Below are 18700 nucleotides of genomic sequence, written 5' to 3'. Positions count from 1 at the left end.
CACCACCGTGAAGCGCACCTCCCAGCGGCAGCGATGCACCGTCGTCGGCTGCAACCCCTACCTCAAGAACGAGGCCGCTGGGATCAACCACCGGGAACAGACCGGCCACCGCATCGCGCGCTGGCCGGTGCGCTCTGTGGAGGGTCAGCGCAAGCAGCGTGAGCGGAACCGCGCTCAGGCCCTGGAGCTTCTGCGCCTGGGCGTCGGCGACGACGAGTTCTACGAGGCCCACGACCCGGGCTGGGACGCCCACAAGGACGCAGACGACGACTAACCCGTCTACAACCTCGCTCTCTGAACACCTCGGAAGGACATCATGACGAAGACCTGGGATCCCGTTGATGGGGTCGACGACGCCATCACCCGCTACGCCAGCACCGCCGTGCGTTCGCTGGACGCCGCCGAGGAGATGCGCGAGAAAGGCCGCCTCGACGAGCACTACCTGCGCATCGTCCAGGAAGGGCACACCTTCACCGCGATCGCCTACCTCCTGGACGCCCACCGCCGCGGCACCGACCCGGACGAGGCCGCGGCCATGGTGCCCACGCTCCTGCGGCCCGACGGCCCGGTGCGCGACCACGCCCAGCAGCTCACCGCCCCGGCGACCGAGCACGACCACGATCCCAAGGACAAGGACAAGGGCAAGGACCGGGGCTCCCTGCTCGGGGACGCCGTCGACACCGTCCTGAGCTTCTTCTCCTGACCCACCCCGACCCGAACCCACCACGAAAGGAGGAAACGAGATGGTGGCCGTCTACCTCGCCCGGAACGCACAGATCACCCACCGGCACATGGCCGCTCTCGCCGCCGACCGCCGCACCCGCGCGCTGCGGCTGGCCCAGTGGCGCGAACACCTCGGCCTGCCCGGCCGCGTGCGCCTGCGCCTGGACGAGAAAGGCGCCATCAAAGGCTTCCGAGCCCCGCGTCCCGAGTTCGTGCCGCCCGGGTGGACCCACAGCAAGGGCACCCTCGTCCCGGACCGGCGCACCACCACCGGCCTGACCGCCGCTGCGGACCTGCGCGCGATCCCCAGCGGCGTCACCGGCGACCGGCCCGGCGACCGGCCCTGGCCCGGCGGCATGCCCGACGTCATCATGCTCACCGGCCTGAACCCCGCCCTCACCCCGGGCCGAGTCTCCTGGTCCATCGAACGCCCCACCACCGGGCTGCTGGGCGCTCGCCTGTACGTGCGCTGGCCCAACGGCCTGCCCGCCCAGGCCCGCGCCGCGCTGGACCTCGCCGTCTGGGAGGAGATCCCGCCCGCCGAGTGGCGGCACCGCATCTCCCAGAGCGGCCCGCTCACTCACCGAGACCCCAACCGCTGGTAACCCCGGAAAGGACCCACAGTGGACACCTCGCACATCACCGTCGACAGCATCTGGAAGAAGGCCAAGAACAACCTCGTCCCCGTCCGCGTCGAGAAGATCGACGGCAACCAGGTGCACGTCGTGGACTACCACCCCAGCCACACACACCTGAACGGCAAGTACCCGCGGGTCATCAAGGCCACGGAGTTCCGCGCCCAGCCACTCACCCGCCACGGCAAGGAGTGGCTCTCGGGCTACATCCCCTACACCCAGCCGGAGCAGCGGTGACCCCCCGGCGGCCGCAGCGCGTCCTCACCGAGACCGAGATGGACCGGGTCCGGTCCATCCCTCAACTGGGTCTGCACCGCGCCCTCCTGCTGGGCCTGGTCGATCCCACCCCCAACCCCTCGCCTATGTCCGAGGCCGCGGGGGAGTGGGTGCGCGCCCACGCCTGGCCGACGTGGATGCGGGCCTTCGAGCAGGGCTACCCCTTCGGGTACTGGCGCTGGTCCATATGCGAACGCGGCACCTGCTGGAACTGCTGGGCGAGCCGGTGCGACCTGTGTGTGCACCGCCAGCAAGGCCGACCGAGCGTCGACGACAACCTCGACCGCCTCCACAACCACCGCGGCCACCCCATCGCCCCGGTGATCGCTCGCCCCCACGAACAGGAGTGTGTGTGGGTCTGCCGCTGCCCGTGCACCAAAAAGGGTCACATTGTCACTACCGAAGGTGACAATGAGGGGGAAATTCCTGGCCACGCCGTACCCCGTCGGCGCCCGGCCCCCACGGGCATAGACCCCCTCTTCGACCTGGAGTAGCAGATGAGCACCCCCACCCCCGCCGCTGAGCACACCACCAGCCCCTGGATGGGCGTGGACCTGATCGCGTTCGACGCCGAGACCACCGGCCCCGACCCGCGCACCGCACGCATCGTGTCCTGGTCCCGGTGGAACCTGTCCATGAGCCTGGGCCGCCCCATCCACGCCGGGTGGCTGCTCAACCCCGGGGTGGAGATCCCCCAGGAGGCCATCGACATCCACGGGATCACCAACGAGCACGTGCGCGAGCGCGGCCAGCAGGCCGCCTCCGGCATCCGCGAAATCGCCGGTGACCTGATCGAGTGGGCCAGGGAAGGCAAGGTCCCAGTAGCGTTCAACGCCGCCTACGACCTCACGCTGCTGCGCGCCGAGTGCCTGCGCCACGGTCACGCCGACCTGGCCCACCAGCTGACCGAGATCCGCCCGGTCGCTGACCCCTTCGTCCTGGACAAGGTCATCACCCCGCGCCGGTCCGGGAAGGGATGCCGCAAGCTCACCGCGGTCGCCGACATCTACCAGGTGCCGCTCGGCGACGATGCCCACGGCTCCCAGGCCGACTCCCTCGCCGCCGCCCGCGTCTTCTACAAGATGCTGGCCGCCGCCCCGCGCCTGGCCGCCATGACCCCCGACCAGCTCCACGACGCCCAGATCACCTGGTTTGCCGAGCAGCAGACCGACATGCAGGCCTACTTCACCCGCATCGGCAAGGCCGAGGGCCGCGACTTCGACCCCGCCTGGCCCATCCGTACCTGACCCCAAGGGACCACCCATGCACAAACCACCGAGGCTGCCCGCGGACCAGCGCGAGGTGCTGACCCTGCTCGCCCAGGGCCGCACCTACGAGGAGATCGCCGAGCAGCTCAAGATCGCCGAGCGCACCGTCGGCCGCCGCCTGGCCCGGGCCACACAGGCCCTGCACGCCACCAACGCGGTCCACGCCGTGTGCCTGGCCGTGCACTTCCGCCTCGTTGGCGGCGACTTCCTGCGCATCAGGACGAACCCGTGAACGCGCACCTGCTCGACTACGAGTACCGCTACACACGCTCGGAGCTGGCCGTCCCCGGGCCCGACGGCGACACCTTGCGTGTCACCTCCACCGGGTACCAGCGCCTGTGGCTGGTCCGCGACACCGGGACCGTGCGTCTGGAACTCATGGAGGCCCTCTTCAACTGGCGGCTCACCATCGGCTTCACCAGCACCCCGCACAGCCTCGAAGGGGCCTGGTGCTACTTCGGCAGGGACTGGCACACCTTCCGCCGCGCCGTGACCGCCGCGCACACCTTCGACCCCGCCACCCAGGACGCCCCGAACGGCTACGACAAACAGGTCCTGGACTGGGACCACACCCTCGCCACCGTCCCTTGGAAATGCTGAAGCCCCCCAACGCCAACCGTCCACCGAGAAGAAACTCCGACCGATGACAGAAACTCTCGGCCCCGCCAGCGGCCTGTCCGCCGCCGTCGGCGAACGTGTCAAGCAGGACCGTCTGCAACGCGGCTGGTCGCAGAGCGAACTCGCCCAGCGCGTGTGCCGCCTGAACACGCGGATGCACCAGAGCCAGATCTCCAAGATCGAGAGCGGCACAAACCTGGTGATCGTTGAGCACCTGTACCTGCTCGCAACCGCGTTGGAGGTCCCCATGACGGACCTGCTTGGCGTCACGGCCACCGAGGTACACCCGCTCCCGCCCGCGGACGAGCAGATCGCCGAACGCCTGGAGGCCAAGGCGGACGCCTACCCCGAATACCTGTTCCCCGAAGACGGCACCTCCCCGGAAGCGCTGGTGGCCGCGGCGATGCGGCACGCCTACCGCGACGCCGCCCAGACGGCGAGGGGGCAAGGCCAGTGACCTGCCCGCTGAAGAACGGCACGATGTGGCCCGAGCGCCACGAGTGGGAAGCCGCCGCCGAGCACTACGTCCGCACCATGTGCGACCCCCGCGAGCGGGTTTCCCGCGATGTGGGCCGCTGGCTCAGCTACGAAGAGACCTCCGACCTGCACGAGCAGCTCTACCTCGTGGTCAAGGACACCCGGTGCGTGCTCAACCGCGCCGCCCGCCAGGCCGGCCCCGGGCCCGCGCCGGTGGACGTGCGCGTCGACCGCACCCTCCTCAGCAGCGGCCTGCGCCAGACCCGGCGGCCCTATGCCGACGTCGATGACGTGCTGCTGGGAGCCAACTCCGTGATGGTCGTGGCCACCCGTCGCCTGGGCAAGGACAACACCGAACTGGTCCGGCTCACCCACCAGACCCAGCAGCTGCGCACCCGCCGCGACACCGCCGCCCAGGCCGCCGTCGAGGAAGCGGTCCGCCGCGAGATCGCCCGCCGTGCCACCGAGGAGGGCTGGCAGACGGAACTCTCCCGCCGCGCCTGCATCGACGCCGCCGACCGCACCCGTCTGGGGCTGCGGTGACCGCGCTCGTCAGGTTGCCGGACCTGCCCGAGTACGCGGGCCGCCCGGTCACCTGGTCACCGTGGCGCACCACCCGCGTGTTCTGCCTGCCCCCGCGCCAGTGCGAGGCCTGCGGCAGCACCACGGAGGCCGCCTCCAGCACCGGAACCCTGCACCCTCAGCAGGACGGGGATCCGCCGCCGCACCTGGCCCTGATCGCGTTCGGCTGCCCCGACTGCGCCCACACCCTCGTCTTGGACCGCGCCCGCGACTACGCGCGCGTGGACCTGCATCAAACCACCCTGTTCTAGGAGGACACCATCGTCACGTTCTTGCTCGGTGCCACCGCCGTGATTCTCACCAGTCTGGCCGTGCTGGCCGTGGCCGCCGCCGTCATCGGTGTCTGTCTCGCCGTGCGGTCGACGTACCGCATCGTCTACGACAGCCGCTTCCACGGCCTGTCCAACCCCCACACCGTCGAGCTGCGCCGCATCGCGCACGCCATGCACACCGGCACCTACCAGGGCGGCTGGGCCGAGGGCCCGTTCGTCCCCACCCAGCGCTCCAAGGACCAGCGATGACGCGGCGCCCCGCCCTGACTCGCCGCCAGACCGCCATCCTCCAGGTCTACCTCGACTACGCCGCGGACCTGCTCAAGCCACCGTCGTTGCGCGAGATCGCTGACGAGGTCGGTATGCACAGCGCCTCCGGTGTCGGCTACCAGGTCGACCTCCTGGTGCAGAAGGGCTACCTGGTTCGCCACGACTACCGTGCGGGCCGCACGGCGGTGAGTCTGCCCACGGAGGACCTGGACGCCTTCTGGATCCGCAAGGACAAGGAAGGCGGCTCCGCCTGGCTGTACCACAGCTCGAACCCGGACCTCGGCGGTGAGGGCCCGGGTGAACACCCCGTGCACCAGATTGTCGACGGAACCGGGTTGAGAGAGCTGGTGTGCGCTGCCTTCCTGCACGACTGCGAAGAAGCCGATGTCTGAGCGCTCTCTCGCTGATGCGCTGGTCGAGGCCGTGCTCGACGCCACTGGCGACCCGGTGAGACTACACATCGCGCTCGCCTGCCACCAGAAGAGACTCTGGTGAGTTCCTTCCCGGTGCCGACCAACCACGACCACTGGTGGCTGGCCACCGGCGCGTGGCGCCGACTCCACGCCGTCCCTCGCCAGGTGTTCAACCCCGACGACGAAGACGTCGTCGATGCCCTGACGGAATGGCCCGGGCCGCCCGGACGGTCCGTGTGCGGCCAAGACCGAGGCTGGCAGTTGCCCGGGGTGTTCTCCCGGTTGGGGTGCCCCCGCTGCGCCCACTGCTGTGACCGCCTGGGCATCGCACGCGGCAACGGCACCCCCATGAACGAAGGACCCCAGCAACGCTAAGAAGGCGGGGCTGTCTCCAGCCCCGCCTTCTTGTCCGTCGTCGCATCCCCCAACACGACGTCAGCCTGATCCAAGCTGATAGGGACAACCACCATCATAGCCAATAGCTATGACAACCATGCACTCTGGCTATCATCGGCCCATGCTCCTCACTACGCACACACACCACACGAGCACACACGGCAACCATCGCTGTGGTGGTCGGGCGGTGCCCCGATGACCACCACAACTCGCTGCCCCGGATGCTCCTACGCCCGTCCCCGCTGCCAGGAATGGTGCAAGACCTGCGGAACGCGACTGCCCGAGCCGCTCACGAAGGCCATCGCGCACGCCCGCGCCCTCCTAGATGAGGCCAACCACCAGGCCCGCCTGTGGCTGGCCCAGAACCCGTTCGCCACCACCCAGGAGAAGCGCATCCTGGCCCTGGTCGCCAACGGCCGCAAGGACGCACAGATCGCCGCCGAGCTCGGGATCTCCATCAACACCGTGCGCGACCACATCCGCCGACTCATCGCCCGCTGGGGATGCAGCGGCCGCCCGCATCTGGTCTCCACCGCGCACCGGCGCGGCTACCTGGGCGCCCCCGAACGCACCCTGGACCCGCTCCTGCCCCCCGGAGGCGGCCCGTGATGGCCATCGTGCTCCTCGCCCTGCTCGGCCTCCTGGCCGCTGGCGTCGTGTGGGTCTTCGCCTCACTCGCCCGCAGGCTGCGCCGCGCCACCCTCCTGGTCAACGCTCACCAGCAACTCCAGCAGCGGCTTCTCGCTGAAGCCGTCCACCACGCGGACATCGACCCCTTCGCGCAGACCGTCCTCGACCATCTGCGCCAGCACACCAACCGCACCACGAAACTGAAAGGCCTGACCTGATGACCACCCCGCGGCGCTACCTCGCCGCCCTCCTCACCCTCGTCGCCGCCATGGCGCTCGCCGGTTGCTCCATCAGCACCGGCCCCGACCAGGCCGGGATGATCTACAACGCCGGGCCGCTGTCCTCCACCACCTTCGACACCTGTGTCGACCCTGGCCACCGCGAGTACCACGGGCCCGCTGACCAGACCTACTCCTATCCCGCGGGCCAGCGCACTTTCACCTTCTCCGGCGCCGACACCGCGGACATGGCCACCGCCACCGTGGTCTCCGCTGACGATCTGGAGCTCACCGTCACCGGACTGGTGAGCTTCCAGCTCAACACCGACTGCGACGTGCTGCGCCAGTTCCATGAGCAAATCGGCCTCAAGTACCAGGCCCACAGCAACGCCGGCTGGTCGGCCGTGCTGCGTGACTACATCGGCCAGCCCCTCAACCGCGCCCTCGACGACGCCACCAAGTCCTACAACTGGCGTGACCTGTACACCTCGGCCGACGCCAAGGCCGAGTGGGAGAAGGAAGTCGGCACCCTCCTGGCCACCTACATCGCTGAGCAGGGCGGAGACGCCTATTTCATCTCCCCGACCTACGACCCCACGGACAAGGACAAGGGCAAGCCGGGAGAACCCCAGCTCACCCTTCAACAGCCCACCCCGCCCGAGGAGGTGCGCGCTGCTCTCACCCAGGCCCAGGAGGCCGTGGAGAAAACCACCGCCCAGGAAGCTGAGAACGCCCGCGTCGAGGCCGAACTGGAGGCCATCGAAGACCTCGTCGACGTGCTGGGGCCAGAGGGCTACATCCTCTACCAGGCCCTCAAGGACGGCAGGGTCGACTTCCTGCCCGTGCCCTCCGGCGGCGACATCAACGTCACCCGCTGACCCCTCACGGGCCCGCTAGTACGCGAGCGGGCCCAACCCCACCCCTTGAGACCAGGAGAACACGTGGCCCCCGACCAACCCCCCGCCCCTGGCGAACAACGCACTCTGCCCGGACTGCCCGCTGAGGTGCGCGCCCTGGTGCACGCCGCCGACGCCCTACGCAACGACTGGGCCGAAGCCGCCGCACCCCACAGCACGACCACCCCCCGCCAGCGCGATCTCTGGCGGCGTCTGCACGAGGCCTGCGACACCGTCTGGGAACGGCACAGCACCCTCCCCAAGGACACATGGGACGAGGCTCACGATCTGATCCGCGACGAGATCAACCGCAGGTTCGTCCCCAACTGCCTGACCGACGCCCGCGCCGCAGTGGACGTGGCCGCCCCCGCGGTGGCCGGCGCCCTGGCCGAACGCGACCGCACCATCGCCGAGCTGCGCTCCCGCCTGGACCACGCCACCCGCTTCCACTACCCCAGCCCCTGCGGAGGCATCGTCGTCGAGCACGACGACCGCTGGGGTACCGGCCCGTGGTTCGTCCGCCACATCGGCCCCACCGAGACCTTCACCGAGCAGCACGACGCCACCAACCACGCCGAGACCCTCTCCGCCCGGGAGGAAGCGTGAGCACCCCCGCCTGCCCGCCGACCACACACCAGGCCGCCCCCACCCGCGGCCAGATCATCCGGCTTGCCGAGGGCGTGCGCACCCTCGCCCCCCAGCTCCTGGACCAGGCCGCGACCCACCTAGCCCAGCTGGCAGACCAGCCCCATCCCGACCCGGGTCTGGCCTCCGAGCAGCTGCGCTACCTCGGCCGTGCCCTGTCCGCGTTCTCCCTCGACCCGATCACCATGCCCGCTCCGGCCCACGCCGCCCCCGCGCTGAACGCCCTGCACGAGATCGCCCCCCACCTGGGCCTGGGAAGCCTGCGCGCCCAAGCACTGGCCTGCACCGCCAACACCATCCGACGCCGCCTGACCAAGCCCGCCCCCGACACCCGCCTCATCAGCGCCCACCTGCGCTCGGTGGGGTTCCTGCTCACTTACACCCACCTGACCAGCATCCGACCCGACCATGAGGAAGCCACGCCGTGACCTCCCGCGCCCTCACCCAGGACGAATTCGCCGCTGAAGCCCGCGCGCGCTTTGGCCCCGACCCTCTCGAATGGGCGTTCCAGTGCCCGTACTGCCACGACGTGGCCACCGGCCGCGACTTCACCCAGGCCCTGGACATCAACCCGCGCACTCACCCCAACGGCGACCCGGTCACCGGACTGCACGTGATGGGCCAGCACTGCATCGGCCGCGAACTTGGTGCGCTCAACGACCCGCCAACCCACACCCGCGGGTGCTCCTCGGCCGCCTACGGCTTTTTCCCCGGCCCCTGGACCGTCCTCATGCCCGACGGCGAGAACGTCCACGCTTTTCCCTTCGCCCACACACCCGAGTAGCCCACGATGTTCGACCCGTTCGCCCTGCACCGCGACCTCGACCTGGCTCGTCAGCGACGGGACATCTCCTGGCGCGAACTGTGCCGCCAAGCCCATGTCTACGAAGCCACCGGCACCCGCCTGCGTCGTGGCCACGAGCCCAGCGCCACCACCCTGGTGCGCCTGCTGCTGTGGCTCAACACCACCGACCTGGCTCCCTTCATCGCCCGCCCGCACACAGAAAGCACCCGACCGTGAGCGACACACGCGTCATCTCCCTGGCCGACCGCCGCTCCAGCTACAACGGCGCCCAGTGCCCGTGCGGGTCGGCGTGGTTCGTCCTGCGCCGCACCACCACCGAAGGCCACGACGTACCCGGCGCGGTCTGCCTGGACCAGGACGGCCGCATCTCCGGATACACCGGCTACCCGCACTGCTCCGAGTGCGGCACCCCCCTGGGAGGACAGAACTGATGCCCACCCGACCCAGCCGGGCCGCGAGGTTCGCCGCCGTCGCCGCGGTCCTGGCCGCCGCCCACACGGCTGGTGACTTCCTCGTCCAAACCGACCGCCAGGCCTCGCTCAAACCCTGCCGCGCCGACCGCGACGCCGAATGCACCGAAGCCCAGTCCTGGGCCGCGCTGGTCGGCCACGTGGCCTCCTACCACGCCGTGCAGGCCACCGCCCTGATCATCGCCAACCACGTCCTGGACCTGCGCCTGCACCCGGGCCGTACCGCCCTGGGGATCGGCGCCTCGGCCCTCAGCCACGGAGTGATCGACCGCCGCTGGCCTGTACGGCAGTGGATGCTGCGCACTGGCTCGGGCCCCTACTACCACCGAGGCGGAGCCATGCACGTCGATCAGGCGATGCACCAGGCCGCTCTGGCCGTGTCCGCGGCCATCATCACGGGAGGCCCCTGTGACTGAGCAGCACGTCGAACTCCTCGAACGCGCCGTGCGCCGCATCCACCAGACCTCCAGCACCGCCTCTCCCTCCTCGGTGATGGCCTTCGGTGTGGCCGGCGCCCTCGCGATCCAGCAGGACACCTCCAGCCCCGTCGCCCGCGCCCGCCAGCTCGCCGCGATCGACCACGCCCAGGTATGGGACCTACGCGTCGCCGACGCCGTGGCCGACCTACTCCAAGCCAAGGTCCGCGGCCTGAAGGCCTTCGCCGAGACCATCAGCGCGGACCCCATGATCGACGTGCCCACCTGCATCGAGCGCGCCTTCTGCTTCGAACTGGCCATCGCCCGCGCGATCGTCGACGACCCCCCGCCCCCCGACACACCCCCACCGCCACCGTGGTGAGCGCCCCCGGGCCGGGCCAGCAGTGCCTGCTCCCGGCCGCCGCGCTACCCCACCGGCACGTGGTGTGCGAGTGCGGACGCCAACTGCGACACCGCGACTCCATCGCCGCGGGGCTGGGGCCCGTGTGCCGAGGCGAACGCAACCGCTACCCCACCTGCGGCCGCGGCCGCCGCCCCACCCCCGGCACAGGACAACTCGACCTGCTCACCACCAACAAGGAGGCCACCATGGGATGGGCCGCAGGAAGCGACGTCTTCAACCGCGTCGCCCGCGCACTCATCGACCAGGGCGCCGACGACGACACCAAACGCATCGTCCTGGATCCCCTGATCGGCGCTCTCCAAGACGCCGACTGGGACACCGAGGACGAGTCCCTCGACGAGTTCCGCGACGACCCGCTCATCGTCGAGATGTTCGCCGCCCACGGCATCCCCCTGGACCCGCAGGACTGACCCATGGACCACACCCTGGGGGACTGCCCCCACTGCGACCCCGAACACACCCCGCCCTGGAACGGCACCTGGTCAGCGCACCTGGCCCCCGGCCGCGACGGCGACGGCCAGCCGATCACCATCCACGTCGGCCGTCCCGACGGCGCCCATGTCGCTGAACGCGACGCCCAGTGGGTGAACGACGTCCTCACGGCCGCGGCCGCCGACCACCACCGCGCCTCCCACACCCTGCCCGACGACGAACGCACCGCCCGCGCACGTGACGCCGCCGCCCGCGCCGCCCAGAACGTCATGGCCCTGGACCTGCACCAAGCCCTAGGCCTGCCGTTGAACATGGCCGCCGACCACCAAGGCCATACCTGCTTCGCGGACTGGTGGGCGCACCTGCTGCACCGGGCCCGAACTGCAAGCCAACGCCAAACGGCACCAGAACTTGCAGATCCCCCTACCGCACCAGAGCAGGGCACCGACACCACCGCACCAGAGCACAGCCTCCACATGCGCGCCCGGGTCCTGGGCGCCATCACCGCCGCCACCGCGGACCGCAAGCGCCTGGACCTCGCCACCCGCGAACAGATCGCCCAAGCGGTCCTGACCGAGCTCGGCGCGGACCTCATCGACGAGGACGCCGCCCCCGCCCTCGGTGAAGCCAGCGTGCTCTGCGGCGAGCTCCGCCTCCTGTGGTGCGTGCGCTGCCACACCCGCTCCCGCTACCACATGACCAGCTACATCACCTGGGAGGACACCATCACCCCCGTCGGCACCACCGACGTGTGCGGGAACTGTCGCTACACCCCCTACCAGGACCTCCACGCCTCATGACCCCTCACACGGGCCGAACCGCCCCTGAACACCAAGGACCCCGCGCCGTGACCTCCGAACAGACCACTGCCCTCACCGCTCTGGCCCACCGGTTCGCCATCGCCCTCACCGGCGAACCCGCCCACGACATCACGGCCACGGTCAACGCGCTCATGGACGCACTCGACACCACGACCGGTACCGGATGCACCGCCACCCTCGCCGACATCCACCACGGCCTGGCCCTCGTCGACGACCACACCGCCTACCTCAACGAACGCACAACCGCGGCCAGGCCCCCCGACCGCCACCGACAGCTCAACGAAAACGAGTACGCCCACTACGCCCTTCAGCACATCCACCTTGCGCTGTGCGCCAACCACCACCCCGCCCCCGACCCGACCCCGACCATCCAGCAGGCCCTGGCCTACGTCCGCGCCCACGTCATCGACACCCACACCGACCCGGCCGCCCTGGCCTTCGACGCCATCTGCGCCACCGCGGCCGCGCTACCCACCCTCGGCGCCCACCCCCACTTCGGGCCCGACGACACCACCCTGAAGCACGTCTTGGCGCTCACCGAGTACGCCCTCCACCACGCCCACCGAACCCGCCACACCCAACACCTGCGCGTGTACGGCCGAGCTACGAACACCGCCACCCTCCGCATCCGGTTCGAGCGCCGCAAGACCCTGCCCGCCCCGTCGCACGACCACACGACCATCCACCGCCACGTCGCGACCCTCCAGCAACACCTGCGCACCCTCACCCACACCGACCACGAAGGCACCCCGCAGTGACCGCCCCACGAACCTGGATCACCAGGACCCGATGCGTGCTCGGCCGCAACCGCCCCCTGGCCACAGCGACCGCAGCAGGGATCGCTACAGCCATGCCCCCGCTGTGGGACACACCCCAGATAGTGCTCCTGGCCGCCGCCGTGATGTTCGCGCTGGCACTGTTCACCGACGGGCCCTGCCACCACACGTGCCAGACCTGCTACGACTACCGAACCCAGATCGAGGCGCACGTGGGGGAGTACCTCCCGGCCTTGGCCCTGTGGCACCGGGTCGGCCGACCCTGGTGGCGCCGCCTGCTCACGACCATCGTCGCCTGCTCTGCCTTGGTCTTCAGCGCCAACACCATCCCGGTTCTCCTGCTGGGCCTGCCCGCCAATCCCACGGTGCTCATCGGCAGCGCGCTCTCCGTGTTCACCGTCCTGTGGTGGATGGAGCACCACAAACGTCTCCACGACCTGCTGTCAGACGTATGCCCGTACTGCCGCTGACGCAGACCTGTCCGCTACTCGACCACCAACGAAAGACACCACCGATGAACCTCGCTGAAGCCACCGCCCTCGCCCTCCAAGCCCACGGCGGACAGACCGACAAGGCCGGACACCCCTACGTCCGCCACGTCATCGCCGTCCGTGACCTCCTCGCCCCCCACGGCGACTACGCCCAGATCGCCGGCGTCCTGCACGACGTCCTTGAAGACACCCCCCTGACCGCCGCCGACCTCGCCGCCCGAGGCTGCCCACCCCAGGTCCTGGACGCCCTCGACGCCGTCACCCGCCGCCCCAACGAGGACTACACCGCCGCCGTACGCCGCGCCGCCGCCCACCCCCTGGGCCGCCTGGTCAAGCTCGCCGACAACCTCCACAACTCCGATCCCGAGCGCCTCGCCGAACTCCCCACCGCAGTCGCCGAGCGCCTCACCGCCAAGTACACCGCCGCCCGCGCCCTCCTCGTCGTCCCCGGCCGCGACATCCACACCGTCACCCCCCGCGCCACCCCGGCCACCGCCATCTACTGGGACGGCACCAACGCCCTGGCCGTGGCCGCGACCCTCGGCCTGGACCGCTTCACCAACGACCTGTCCATCGGCGCACTCGGCGTGGACCGCTTCACCTACCTGACCCCCTCCGACCCCCAAACCAACGCCGCCTACCGCGACTGCCACGGCGCCTGGGTGCCCATCCCCTCCCACACCTGGCTCGTGCTCGACCAGGACCAGAACATCCACCACCTCGACACCAAGGAGTTCGCCCTCACCTACGAGCAGGAGCCCACCTGGTGAAGACCCTCACCGCCGTGCTGTCCGCTGCCCTGGCCGGGTTCGCCCTCGGCTGGCTGTGCTGCGCCTGGCGCGTCATCCGCCACGACCTGACCACCCCAGCAAGGAAGGACACCCCTTGAGCACCCCACACCTGTGCCTGGACACCGGCCACGACTACGAGGTCATCGAACTACGACTCCTGAACGGATCCCAGGAACCGATCGTGGCCTGCACCCGCTGCCGCACCACCTGGGCCACCAACCAGGTCGCCCGCCGCGGCGACGCCATCGTCATCCACCACGACACCACCGCCGTCCCCGACCCGCGGACGCTCGACCAGGCCGCCGACTTCACCCGCACCACCGGCGTGGACCTGCTCTTCCTCCCCCACGACCAGGCCGTCCACGACCTCACCGAGGCCCTGCGCCTGACCCGCGAGTACGTCGGCGCCGACACACTGCCCGCACACCCGGGATGGTCCTGGTACGACGCCCTGGCCCGCCACGCCCCCGACACCCTGAAGACCATCGTGGACACCGCCGAGCCGCCCGACCGCCCGCACCTCGTCCTGCACCCGGGCCACGAAACCGGCGAGTACAACGACACCGGCTGCCGCTGCCGGACCGACTGCACTCCCTGCGGCGGATCCAACGACGGGTGCGCCTGCTCATGAACAACCACCCCAGCCCAGAACCCACACCCACCAACCGTCTACGTGACGACCTCATCGCCTCCCACCAACGCCGCCTAGGCACCGACCGACCCACCGCCGCGGCTGCCGTCGACGACGTCCTCACCCGCGGTGCTGAAAGCCCTCACCACCGCGACGTCATCGAGGCCTTCCATGACCCCGACGCCGCCTACGCCCAAGGCGCCCGCAACGCCATCACCGCTCTGCTCGACCACATCGCCGCGGTGTTCTCCCACTTCGCTCCGGTCATGGACTGGGCGCGTACCCCCGAAGGCATCGCCGCCCTGACCTACTGGGCCACTATCAACCGCTTCGACCCTGCCCTGCCCTGCATCTGCCTGTGCCCGCTCATTCACTCCGATCGGCCAACCATCTGCGACGGCTCGGCCACCGTCGCCATCACCCGCACCAGCCCGACCGTCGGCACCGTCGACATCACCGTCTGCCACTCCTGCGCCCAGGAGCACAACCTCCGATGAACAACCACACCCGCGCCACCGACCCCCAGTTCACCCACCAGGTCACCGACCCCTCAGGGCGAGGCTTCCACGGCTACCTGCAATTCCTCGACCTGTACGGATCCCGCATCACCGTCAAGCCCTCCAGCCTCGCCGACGAGTCCGCCGTATGGATCTTCGCCAAATCCGAGGAGGAAGAGCCGGCAGGCCGCTCCTCCAGCGCCGTGCACATGGGGTTCGACCACGCCATGGAACTCACCGCAGCCCTCGCCCGATGGGCAGCCGACAACCAGATCGACTCAGAGGGCCTGTACGACCACGAGGAAGTCCACCGGCGCGCCGCCCGCATCGCCGAGGACGCCCAGTGGATCAAGGCCAACACCGTGTGGGGCGAAGATCTCGGCGCCCCAGACGACGACTGACCCCACCGAGAGGAAGCACATCCATGCACGACGACATCCGCCAAAGCTGGCTACGCCCAGACCGTGCCATAGCCATCACCTGCACCAGCGCAGCGGACGGCATCGACCTCGCTGTCACCGCGCAACTAGCTGCGGACCTGCACGACGCCGGAGCCCGGGTCCGCGTTATCACCAACGCCACCACCGACGCCGATATGTGGGCCCGCCTGGCACAACACACCACCGACGCCAGCGCTCCTTACGGACATCCATCCGACTACATCTCCCATCAGGGCCTGGCCACCGCATTCCAAGCAGGGTGGGAGATTGTCACCGTGGCCACCCACCCCGCCCCGGACGACCTCACCGAACTCCTGCACAAACTCATGAACGCTGACGCCGCGATGGCGCCCCGCTGGCATGCCCTGGTCGTGTCCCACCGAGGCTCCCTCAACTGGCACGACCTGCTGACCGTGGGTCTGTGCCGATCCCTCACCACGGTCGTCGTCATCACTGACGCCCCCATCACCGATGTCAAAGCCGCCCACGCCCTTCTCGAACTCCACACCCCCTGGACACCAATCGACCGGTCTGAGTTCACCCCACAGGTGTCATGGGCCAGGGTCACCGCCGACCCCTACGGAGGCCTCATCAACACCACCTACAGAGTGAGCCTGGACCATGCCACCCAGCACATCACCCTCACTCCACGCCCCGCTCGCGCCGACTGACTGCCAGCTACCCAAGCGAGCGGATCTCGCGCCGGACAGCATCACCTCATGCCGGTGCGCCACTGCAACCGGATCAGTCTTCGGGAGGCCGAAAAGGCGAACGCAGTGAATGGGAATGAATAAAAGACCGGAAAGTGGGAGGTGAAATGGAAGAAGCAAAAGAAACCGAACAAATGGAAGAAAAGGGTTTTGTTGAGAATGAACGGCTGAAAGGGCGTAACAGCGAGATCTGGAAGCACCACCTCGCAGGGTGGACCCAGGAGCGCATCGCCGAGAAGTTCGAGGTCAGCCAACCAACGGTCTCTCGCGCGATCCGTGCGATCCGTGCCAGCATCCCTGAGGCCACCCGTGAAGCGCTGATCGTCACCGAGATCGAGCGCTTGGACCACACGCTCGTCAAATGCTGGGAGGTGCTGGAACGCCCCCACATGGTTGTCAGCCAGAGCGGCCGCATCGTCCACGAGATCGTCGAGTACGCCCTCGACGACGAGGGCAACATCCGGATCGACGACCACGGCAACCCGATCCCGAAGAAGCTCCGCAAGGTCATGGACGACGGACCCACCCTCCAGGCCGCCGACCGAGTCATGGCCATCAGCCGGGAACGCCGCAAGCTCCTGGGCCTGGACGCCCCGACCAACGCCAAGGTCCAGCACGAAGGCGGGATCCGCTACGAGGTCGTCGGCGTTGACCCCGAGGCACTGAAGTGACCACACCCACCCCCGCGCCAACATTCGGGCCGATCGAGATCGTCGACAAAGACGACATCCCCCCGATCGGCCCCTCCGACCAGATCGTCCGCTACATGCCGCGGGGCGCCGCCCGCGACCTGATGTACCACCGCGGCACCGAGGTCGTGATCGTCGGCTCCGCGGGCACCGGCAAGAGCCTGGCCGCGTGCTGGAAGATGCACCTCACCGCCCTGACGGTGCCCGGGTTCGTCGGGCTGATGCTGCGCGCCACCCACGTGTCGCTGACCACCACCACGCTGGTGACGTTCCAGCGCAAGGTCGCCGCCGAAGCGATGAGGGACGGTGTCGTCACCTGGTACGGCGGCTCCGCCAAGGACCCCGCGGCGTTCCGCTACTCCAACGGGTCCGTGATCTACGTGGCCGGCGGGGACAAGCCCGAGAAGTTCCTGTCGCTGGAGGTCGACCGGATCTTCGTGGACGAGGCCACCGAGATCTCCCAGGACCTCCACGAGACCCTGATCTCTCGGCTCCGCGGCCCGGGGGAGTGCTACAAGCAGATCGTCCTGGCCTGCAACCCCTCCCACGACAAGCACTGGATCAAGGTCCGCGCGGACAGCGGCGAGCTCGCCATGCTCACCAGCGTGCACGAGGACAACCCCTGGCTGTTCGACGGGCAGGAGTGGACCGAGGCCGGGCTTGAGTACCTCGCCAAGCTCGACAAGCTCACCGGCGTCCGGTTCCTGCGTCTTCGGAAAGGGATCTGGGCGGCGGCTGAAGGCGTCATCTTCGAGGAGTTCTCCGTTGCCCTCCACGAGATCGACCGGTTCGACCCGCCCGCGGACTGGCCGCTGTACGTGGTCGTCGACTTCGGGTTCATCCACCCCTTCGTCGCTCACTTCTGGCGTGTCGACGGCGACGGGCGCCTCTACCTCCAGCGGGAGATCTTCTACACCCAGCGCCTGGTCGTGGACCACGCCAAGCAGATCAAACAGGTCATCCGCGAGATCGGGGTGCGTCCGACCGCGATCGTCTGCGACCACCAGGCCGAGAACCGCGCGTCCCTAGCGAAAGCCTTGGGCCGGTCCACCACGCCAGCCAGGAAGGACGTCAAACCGGGGATCGAGGCGGTCCAGGTCCGCCTGCGCAAGCAGGGCGACGGGCGGCCACGGATCTTCTTCATGAAGCAGGCCCTGGTGGAGAAGGACCCGGAGCTGGTCGAGGTGGGGGCGCCGACGTGCACGGTCGAGGAGATCCCCGCCTACATCTGGAAGGACAACGGCAAGGAGGAACCGGTGAAGAAGCAGGACGACGGCATGGACACCATGCGGTACATGACCGCCGAGCTGGACCTGAAGTCCGGCCCGCCGAAGGTCGCGGTGCCCACGGGCAAACGCAGCAGCACGGGCGCCGGCGCGCGCCCACCAGGATCCCCGGGCGGGGGAGGGGCTCGCATCAACCGCCGCCGCGGAGGACGCTGAACCCCCGCCTCGCGGACTGGCGCACTGCGAGGATGAGCGGACCAGGAACACCCGACGTGGCAGGAAGCGACACGGTGACACGGACGAAGGGAACCCCGAGGTACTGCGCGTTCTGCGCGACCCAACTCGGGCGAGGCTCAGACGGAGAGCACATCCTCCAGCAACGCCACCTCGACCGCTGGCGATCCCAGCCCGACGGGAGCAGCTTCACCCTGGAGCACCACGGAGGCCAGCACGAGCCCGGCGCCTACACCAGCGACAAACCCTTCAAGGTCATGATCGACGTGTGCGGCCCCTGCAACGGGCTGCTCAACCACCACCTCGACAACCCGGCCACCAAGCCCAGCGATGCGCTGATGCACCACCTCGCACCCGTTCACGGCCTCGACGTGGAACACGTGGTCCGGTGGGCCATCAAGATCATCCTGCTGTGGCACCACCCCCAGAGCTACTACCCCTTCCTGCGCAGGCGCTACCAGGGCCGGACCGCGGAGAACCGTTGGACGGTGCCCCCCGCCGACCTGGTCGCGATGCGCGACGGCACCG

Annotated in this window: 37 protein-coding genes; all 37 read left to right on the top strand. The window is 69.4% G+C overall.

The window, feature by feature from the left end; all coding sequences use genetic code 11:
* Positions 1-274 (top strand): hypothetical protein (locus tag ACSIH6_RS37730; RefSeq protein ID WP_435113377.1); only part of this gene is annotated, 274 nt, incomplete at its 5' end.
* Between the two features lie 42 nt (positions 275-316).
* Entirely contained in the window at positions 317-703 is a 387-nt protein-coding gene (locus ACSIH6_RS37725) for a hypothetical protein (RefSeq protein ID WP_435113375.1), read from the top strand.
* A 40-nt stretch (positions 704-743) separates the two neighbouring features.
* Positions 744-1328, top strand: coding sequence for a hypothetical protein (locus ACSIH6_RS37720; protein ID WP_435113373.1), 585 nt, complete (start codon positions 744-746; stop codon positions 1326-1328).
* An 18-nt stretch (positions 1329-1346) separates the two neighbouring features.
* Complete coding sequence (locus ACSIH6_RS37715; protein WP_435113371.1) at positions 1347-1595, top strand: hypothetical protein; 249 nt, start codon at positions 1347-1349, stop codon at positions 1593-1595.
* On the top strand, positions 1592-2128 hold the full coding sequence (locus tag ACSIH6_RS37710; protein ID WP_435113369.1) for a DUF6248 family natural product biosynthesis protein: 537 nt from the start codon (positions 1592-1594) through the stop codon (positions 2126-2128). The genes ACSIH6_RS37715 and ACSIH6_RS37710 overlap by 4 nt, the downstream gene beginning before the upstream one ends.
* A gap of 3 nt (positions 2129-2131) precedes the next feature.
* Positions 2132-2881, top strand: a complete 750-nt coding sequence (locus tag ACSIH6_RS37705; RefSeq protein ID WP_435113367.1) for an exonuclease domain-containing protein — start codon at positions 2132-2134, stop codon at positions 2879-2881.
* Positions 2882-2897: 16 nt separating this feature from the next.
* Positions 2898-3134, top strand: a complete 237-nt coding sequence (locus ACSIH6_RS37700) for a helix-turn-helix domain-containing protein (RefSeq protein ID WP_435113364.1) — start codon at positions 2898-2900, stop codon at positions 3132-3134.
* The gene (locus tag ACSIH6_RS37695) at positions 3131-3502 is read left to right on the top strand and encodes a hypothetical protein (RefSeq protein WP_435113362.1); all 372 of its coding nucleotides are present in this window, start codon (positions 3131-3133) and stop codon (positions 3500-3502) included. The genes ACSIH6_RS37700 and ACSIH6_RS37695 overlap by 4 nt, the downstream gene beginning before the upstream one ends.
* A 43-nt stretch (positions 3503-3545) precedes the next feature.
* Positions 3546-3977, top strand: coding sequence for a helix-turn-helix domain-containing protein (locus ACSIH6_RS37690; RefSeq protein ID WP_435113360.1), 432 nt, complete (start codon positions 3546-3548; stop codon positions 3975-3977).
* On the top strand, positions 3974-4540 hold the full coding sequence (locus ACSIH6_RS37685) for a hypothetical protein (protein WP_435113358.1): 567 nt from the start codon (positions 3974-3976) through the stop codon (positions 4538-4540). The genes ACSIH6_RS37690 and ACSIH6_RS37685 overlap by 4 nt, the downstream gene beginning before the upstream one ends.
* Entirely contained in the window at positions 4537-4830 is a 294-nt protein-coding gene (locus ACSIH6_RS37680; RefSeq protein WP_435113356.1) for a hypothetical protein, read from the top strand. Before ACSIH6_RS37685 ends, ACSIH6_RS37680 begins: the two co-directional genes overlap by 4 nt.
* Before the next feature lie 21 nt (positions 4831-4851).
* The gene (locus ACSIH6_RS37675; protein ID WP_435113354.1) at positions 4852-5100 is read left to right on the top strand and encodes a hypothetical protein; all 249 of its coding nucleotides are present in this window, start codon (positions 4852-4854) and stop codon (positions 5098-5100) included.
* Positions 5097-5513 carry a LexA family protein gene (locus ACSIH6_RS37670; RefSeq protein WP_435113351.1) on the top strand — a complete coding sequence of 139 codons (417 nt, stop codon included), beginning with the start codon at positions 5097-5099 and terminating at the stop codon, positions 5511-5513. The genes ACSIH6_RS37675 and ACSIH6_RS37670 overlap by 4 nt, the downstream gene beginning before the upstream one ends.
* 99 nt (positions 5514-5612) lie before the next feature.
* Positions 5613-5909, top strand: a complete 297-nt coding sequence (locus ACSIH6_RS37665) for a hypothetical protein (RefSeq protein ID WP_435113349.1) — start codon at positions 5613-5615, stop codon at positions 5907-5909.
* 216 nt (positions 5910-6125) lie between these two features.
* Positions 6126-6539 (top strand): response regulator transcription factor, encoded by a 414-nt coding sequence (locus ACSIH6_RS37660; protein WP_435113347.1) that lies wholly within the window; start codon positions 6126-6128, stop codon positions 6537-6539.
* Positions 6539-6778, top strand: a complete 240-nt coding sequence (locus ACSIH6_RS37655) for a hypothetical protein (RefSeq protein ID WP_435113345.1) — start codon at positions 6539-6541, stop codon at positions 6776-6778. Before ACSIH6_RS37660 ends, ACSIH6_RS37655 begins: the two co-directional genes overlap by 1 nt.
* The gene (locus tag ACSIH6_RS37650) at positions 6778-7656 is read left to right on the top strand and encodes an SPFH domain-containing protein (RefSeq protein ID WP_435113343.1); all 879 of its coding nucleotides are present in this window, start codon (positions 6778-6780) and stop codon (positions 7654-7656) included. Before ACSIH6_RS37655 ends, ACSIH6_RS37650 begins: the two co-directional genes overlap by 1 nt.
* Before the next feature lie 63 nt (positions 7657-7719).
* Entirely contained in the window at positions 7720-8280 is a 561-nt protein-coding gene (locus ACSIH6_RS37645) for a hypothetical protein (protein ID WP_435113341.1), read from the top strand.
* Positions 8277-8747, top strand: coding sequence for a hypothetical protein (locus ACSIH6_RS37640; protein WP_435113339.1), 471 nt, complete (start codon positions 8277-8279; stop codon positions 8745-8747). Before ACSIH6_RS37645 ends, ACSIH6_RS37640 begins: the two co-directional genes overlap by 4 nt.
* Positions 8744-9103: a VVA0879 family protein gene (locus ACSIH6_RS37635; RefSeq protein WP_435113337.1), complete on the top strand. Its 360-nt coding sequence runs from the start codon at positions 8744-8746 to the stop codon at positions 9101-9103. The genes ACSIH6_RS37640 and ACSIH6_RS37635 overlap by 4 nt, the downstream gene beginning before the upstream one ends.
* Positions 9104-9109: 6 nt before the next feature.
* Complete coding sequence (locus tag ACSIH6_RS37630; RefSeq protein ID WP_435113335.1) at positions 9110-9340, top strand: hypothetical protein; 231 nt, start codon at positions 9110-9112, stop codon at positions 9338-9340.
* The gene (locus tag ACSIH6_RS37625) at positions 9337-9555 is read left to right on the top strand and encodes a hypothetical protein (protein WP_435113332.1); all 219 of its coding nucleotides are present in this window, start codon (positions 9337-9339) and stop codon (positions 9553-9555) included. Before ACSIH6_RS37630 ends, ACSIH6_RS37625 begins: the two co-directional genes overlap by 4 nt.
* A complete protein-coding gene (locus ACSIH6_RS37620; RefSeq protein WP_435113330.1) occupies positions 9555-10010 on the top strand; it encodes a hypothetical protein in 456 nt (151 codons plus the stop codon). The genes ACSIH6_RS37625 and ACSIH6_RS37620 overlap by 1 nt, the downstream gene beginning before the upstream one ends.
* Positions 10003-10392: a hypothetical protein gene (locus ACSIH6_RS37615; protein ID WP_435113328.1), complete on the top strand. Its 390-nt coding sequence runs from the start codon at positions 10003-10005 to the stop codon at positions 10390-10392. Before ACSIH6_RS37620 ends, ACSIH6_RS37615 begins: the two co-directional genes overlap by 8 nt.
* Positions 10389-10844, top strand: coding sequence for a DUF6011 domain-containing protein (locus ACSIH6_RS37610; RefSeq protein WP_435113326.1), 456 nt, complete (start codon positions 10389-10391; stop codon positions 10842-10844). Before ACSIH6_RS37615 ends, ACSIH6_RS37610 begins: the two co-directional genes overlap by 4 nt.
* Before the next feature lie 3 nt (positions 10845-10847).
* Positions 10848-11666 carry a hypothetical protein gene (locus ACSIH6_RS37605; protein WP_435113324.1) on the top strand — a complete coding sequence of 273 codons (819 nt, stop codon included), beginning with the start codon at positions 10848-10850 and terminating at the stop codon, positions 11664-11666.
* Positions 11667-11713: 47 nt separating this feature from the next.
* Complete coding sequence (locus ACSIH6_RS37600) at positions 11714-12445, top strand: hypothetical protein (protein WP_435113322.1); 732 nt, start codon at positions 11714-11716, stop codon at positions 12443-12445.
* Positions 12442-12933 carry a hypothetical protein gene (locus ACSIH6_RS37595; RefSeq protein ID WP_435113320.1) on the top strand — a complete coding sequence of 164 codons (492 nt, stop codon included), beginning with the start codon at positions 12442-12444 and terminating at the stop codon, positions 12931-12933. Before ACSIH6_RS37600 ends, ACSIH6_RS37595 begins: the two co-directional genes overlap by 4 nt.
* 44 nt (positions 12934-12977) lie before the next feature.
* The gene (locus ACSIH6_RS37590; RefSeq protein WP_435113317.1) at positions 12978-13724 is read left to right on the top strand and encodes an HD domain-containing protein; all 747 of its coding nucleotides are present in this window, start codon (positions 12978-12980) and stop codon (positions 13722-13724) included.
* Entirely contained in the window at positions 13721-13843 is a 123-nt protein-coding gene (locus ACSIH6_RS37585) for a hypothetical protein (protein ID WP_435113315.1), read from the top strand. Before ACSIH6_RS37590 ends, ACSIH6_RS37585 begins: the two co-directional genes overlap by 4 nt.
* Positions 13840-14376, top strand: coding sequence for a hypothetical protein (locus ACSIH6_RS37580; protein WP_435113313.1), 537 nt, complete (start codon positions 13840-13842; stop codon positions 14374-14376). The genes ACSIH6_RS37585 and ACSIH6_RS37580 overlap by 4 nt, the downstream gene beginning before the upstream one ends.
* Complete coding sequence (locus tag ACSIH6_RS37575) at positions 14373-14873, top strand: hypothetical protein (RefSeq protein WP_435113311.1); 501 nt, start codon at positions 14373-14375, stop codon at positions 14871-14873. The genes ACSIH6_RS37580 and ACSIH6_RS37575 overlap by 4 nt, the downstream gene beginning before the upstream one ends.
* Positions 14870-15274 (top strand): hypothetical protein, encoded by a 405-nt coding sequence (locus ACSIH6_RS37570; protein WP_435113309.1) that lies wholly within the window; start codon positions 14870-14872, stop codon positions 15272-15274. Before ACSIH6_RS37575 ends, ACSIH6_RS37570 begins: the two co-directional genes overlap by 4 nt.
* 23 nt (positions 15275-15297) lie before the next feature.
* Positions 15298-15984, top strand: a complete 687-nt coding sequence (locus tag ACSIH6_RS37565; protein ID WP_435113307.1) for a hypothetical protein — start codon at positions 15298-15300, stop codon at positions 15982-15984.
* Positions 15985-16130: 146 nt separating this feature from the next.
* A complete protein-coding gene (locus ACSIH6_RS37560) occupies positions 16131-16694 on the top strand; it encodes a helix-turn-helix domain-containing protein (RefSeq protein WP_435113305.1) in 564 nt (187 codons plus the stop codon).
* On the top strand, positions 16691-18154 hold the full coding sequence (locus tag ACSIH6_RS37555) for a phage terminase large subunit (protein WP_435113303.1): 1464 nt from the start codon (positions 16691-16693) through the stop codon (positions 18152-18154). Before ACSIH6_RS37560 ends, ACSIH6_RS37555 begins: the two co-directional genes overlap by 4 nt.
* A gap of 74 nt (positions 18155-18228) precedes the next feature.
* Positions 18229-18700, top strand: a 472-nt coding sequence (locus tag ACSIH6_RS37550; RefSeq protein WP_435113301.1) for a hypothetical protein, incomplete at its 3' end; no start/stop codon positions are given.

Origin of the sequence: Nocardiopsis synnemataformans, from assembly GCF_965343085.1 — a bacterium.
Lineage (GTDB): Bacteria > Actinomycetota > Actinomycetes > Streptosporangiales > Streptosporangiaceae > Nocardiopsis > Nocardiopsis alborubida.
This window is presented reverse-complemented; position numbering and strand designations above follow the sequence as displayed.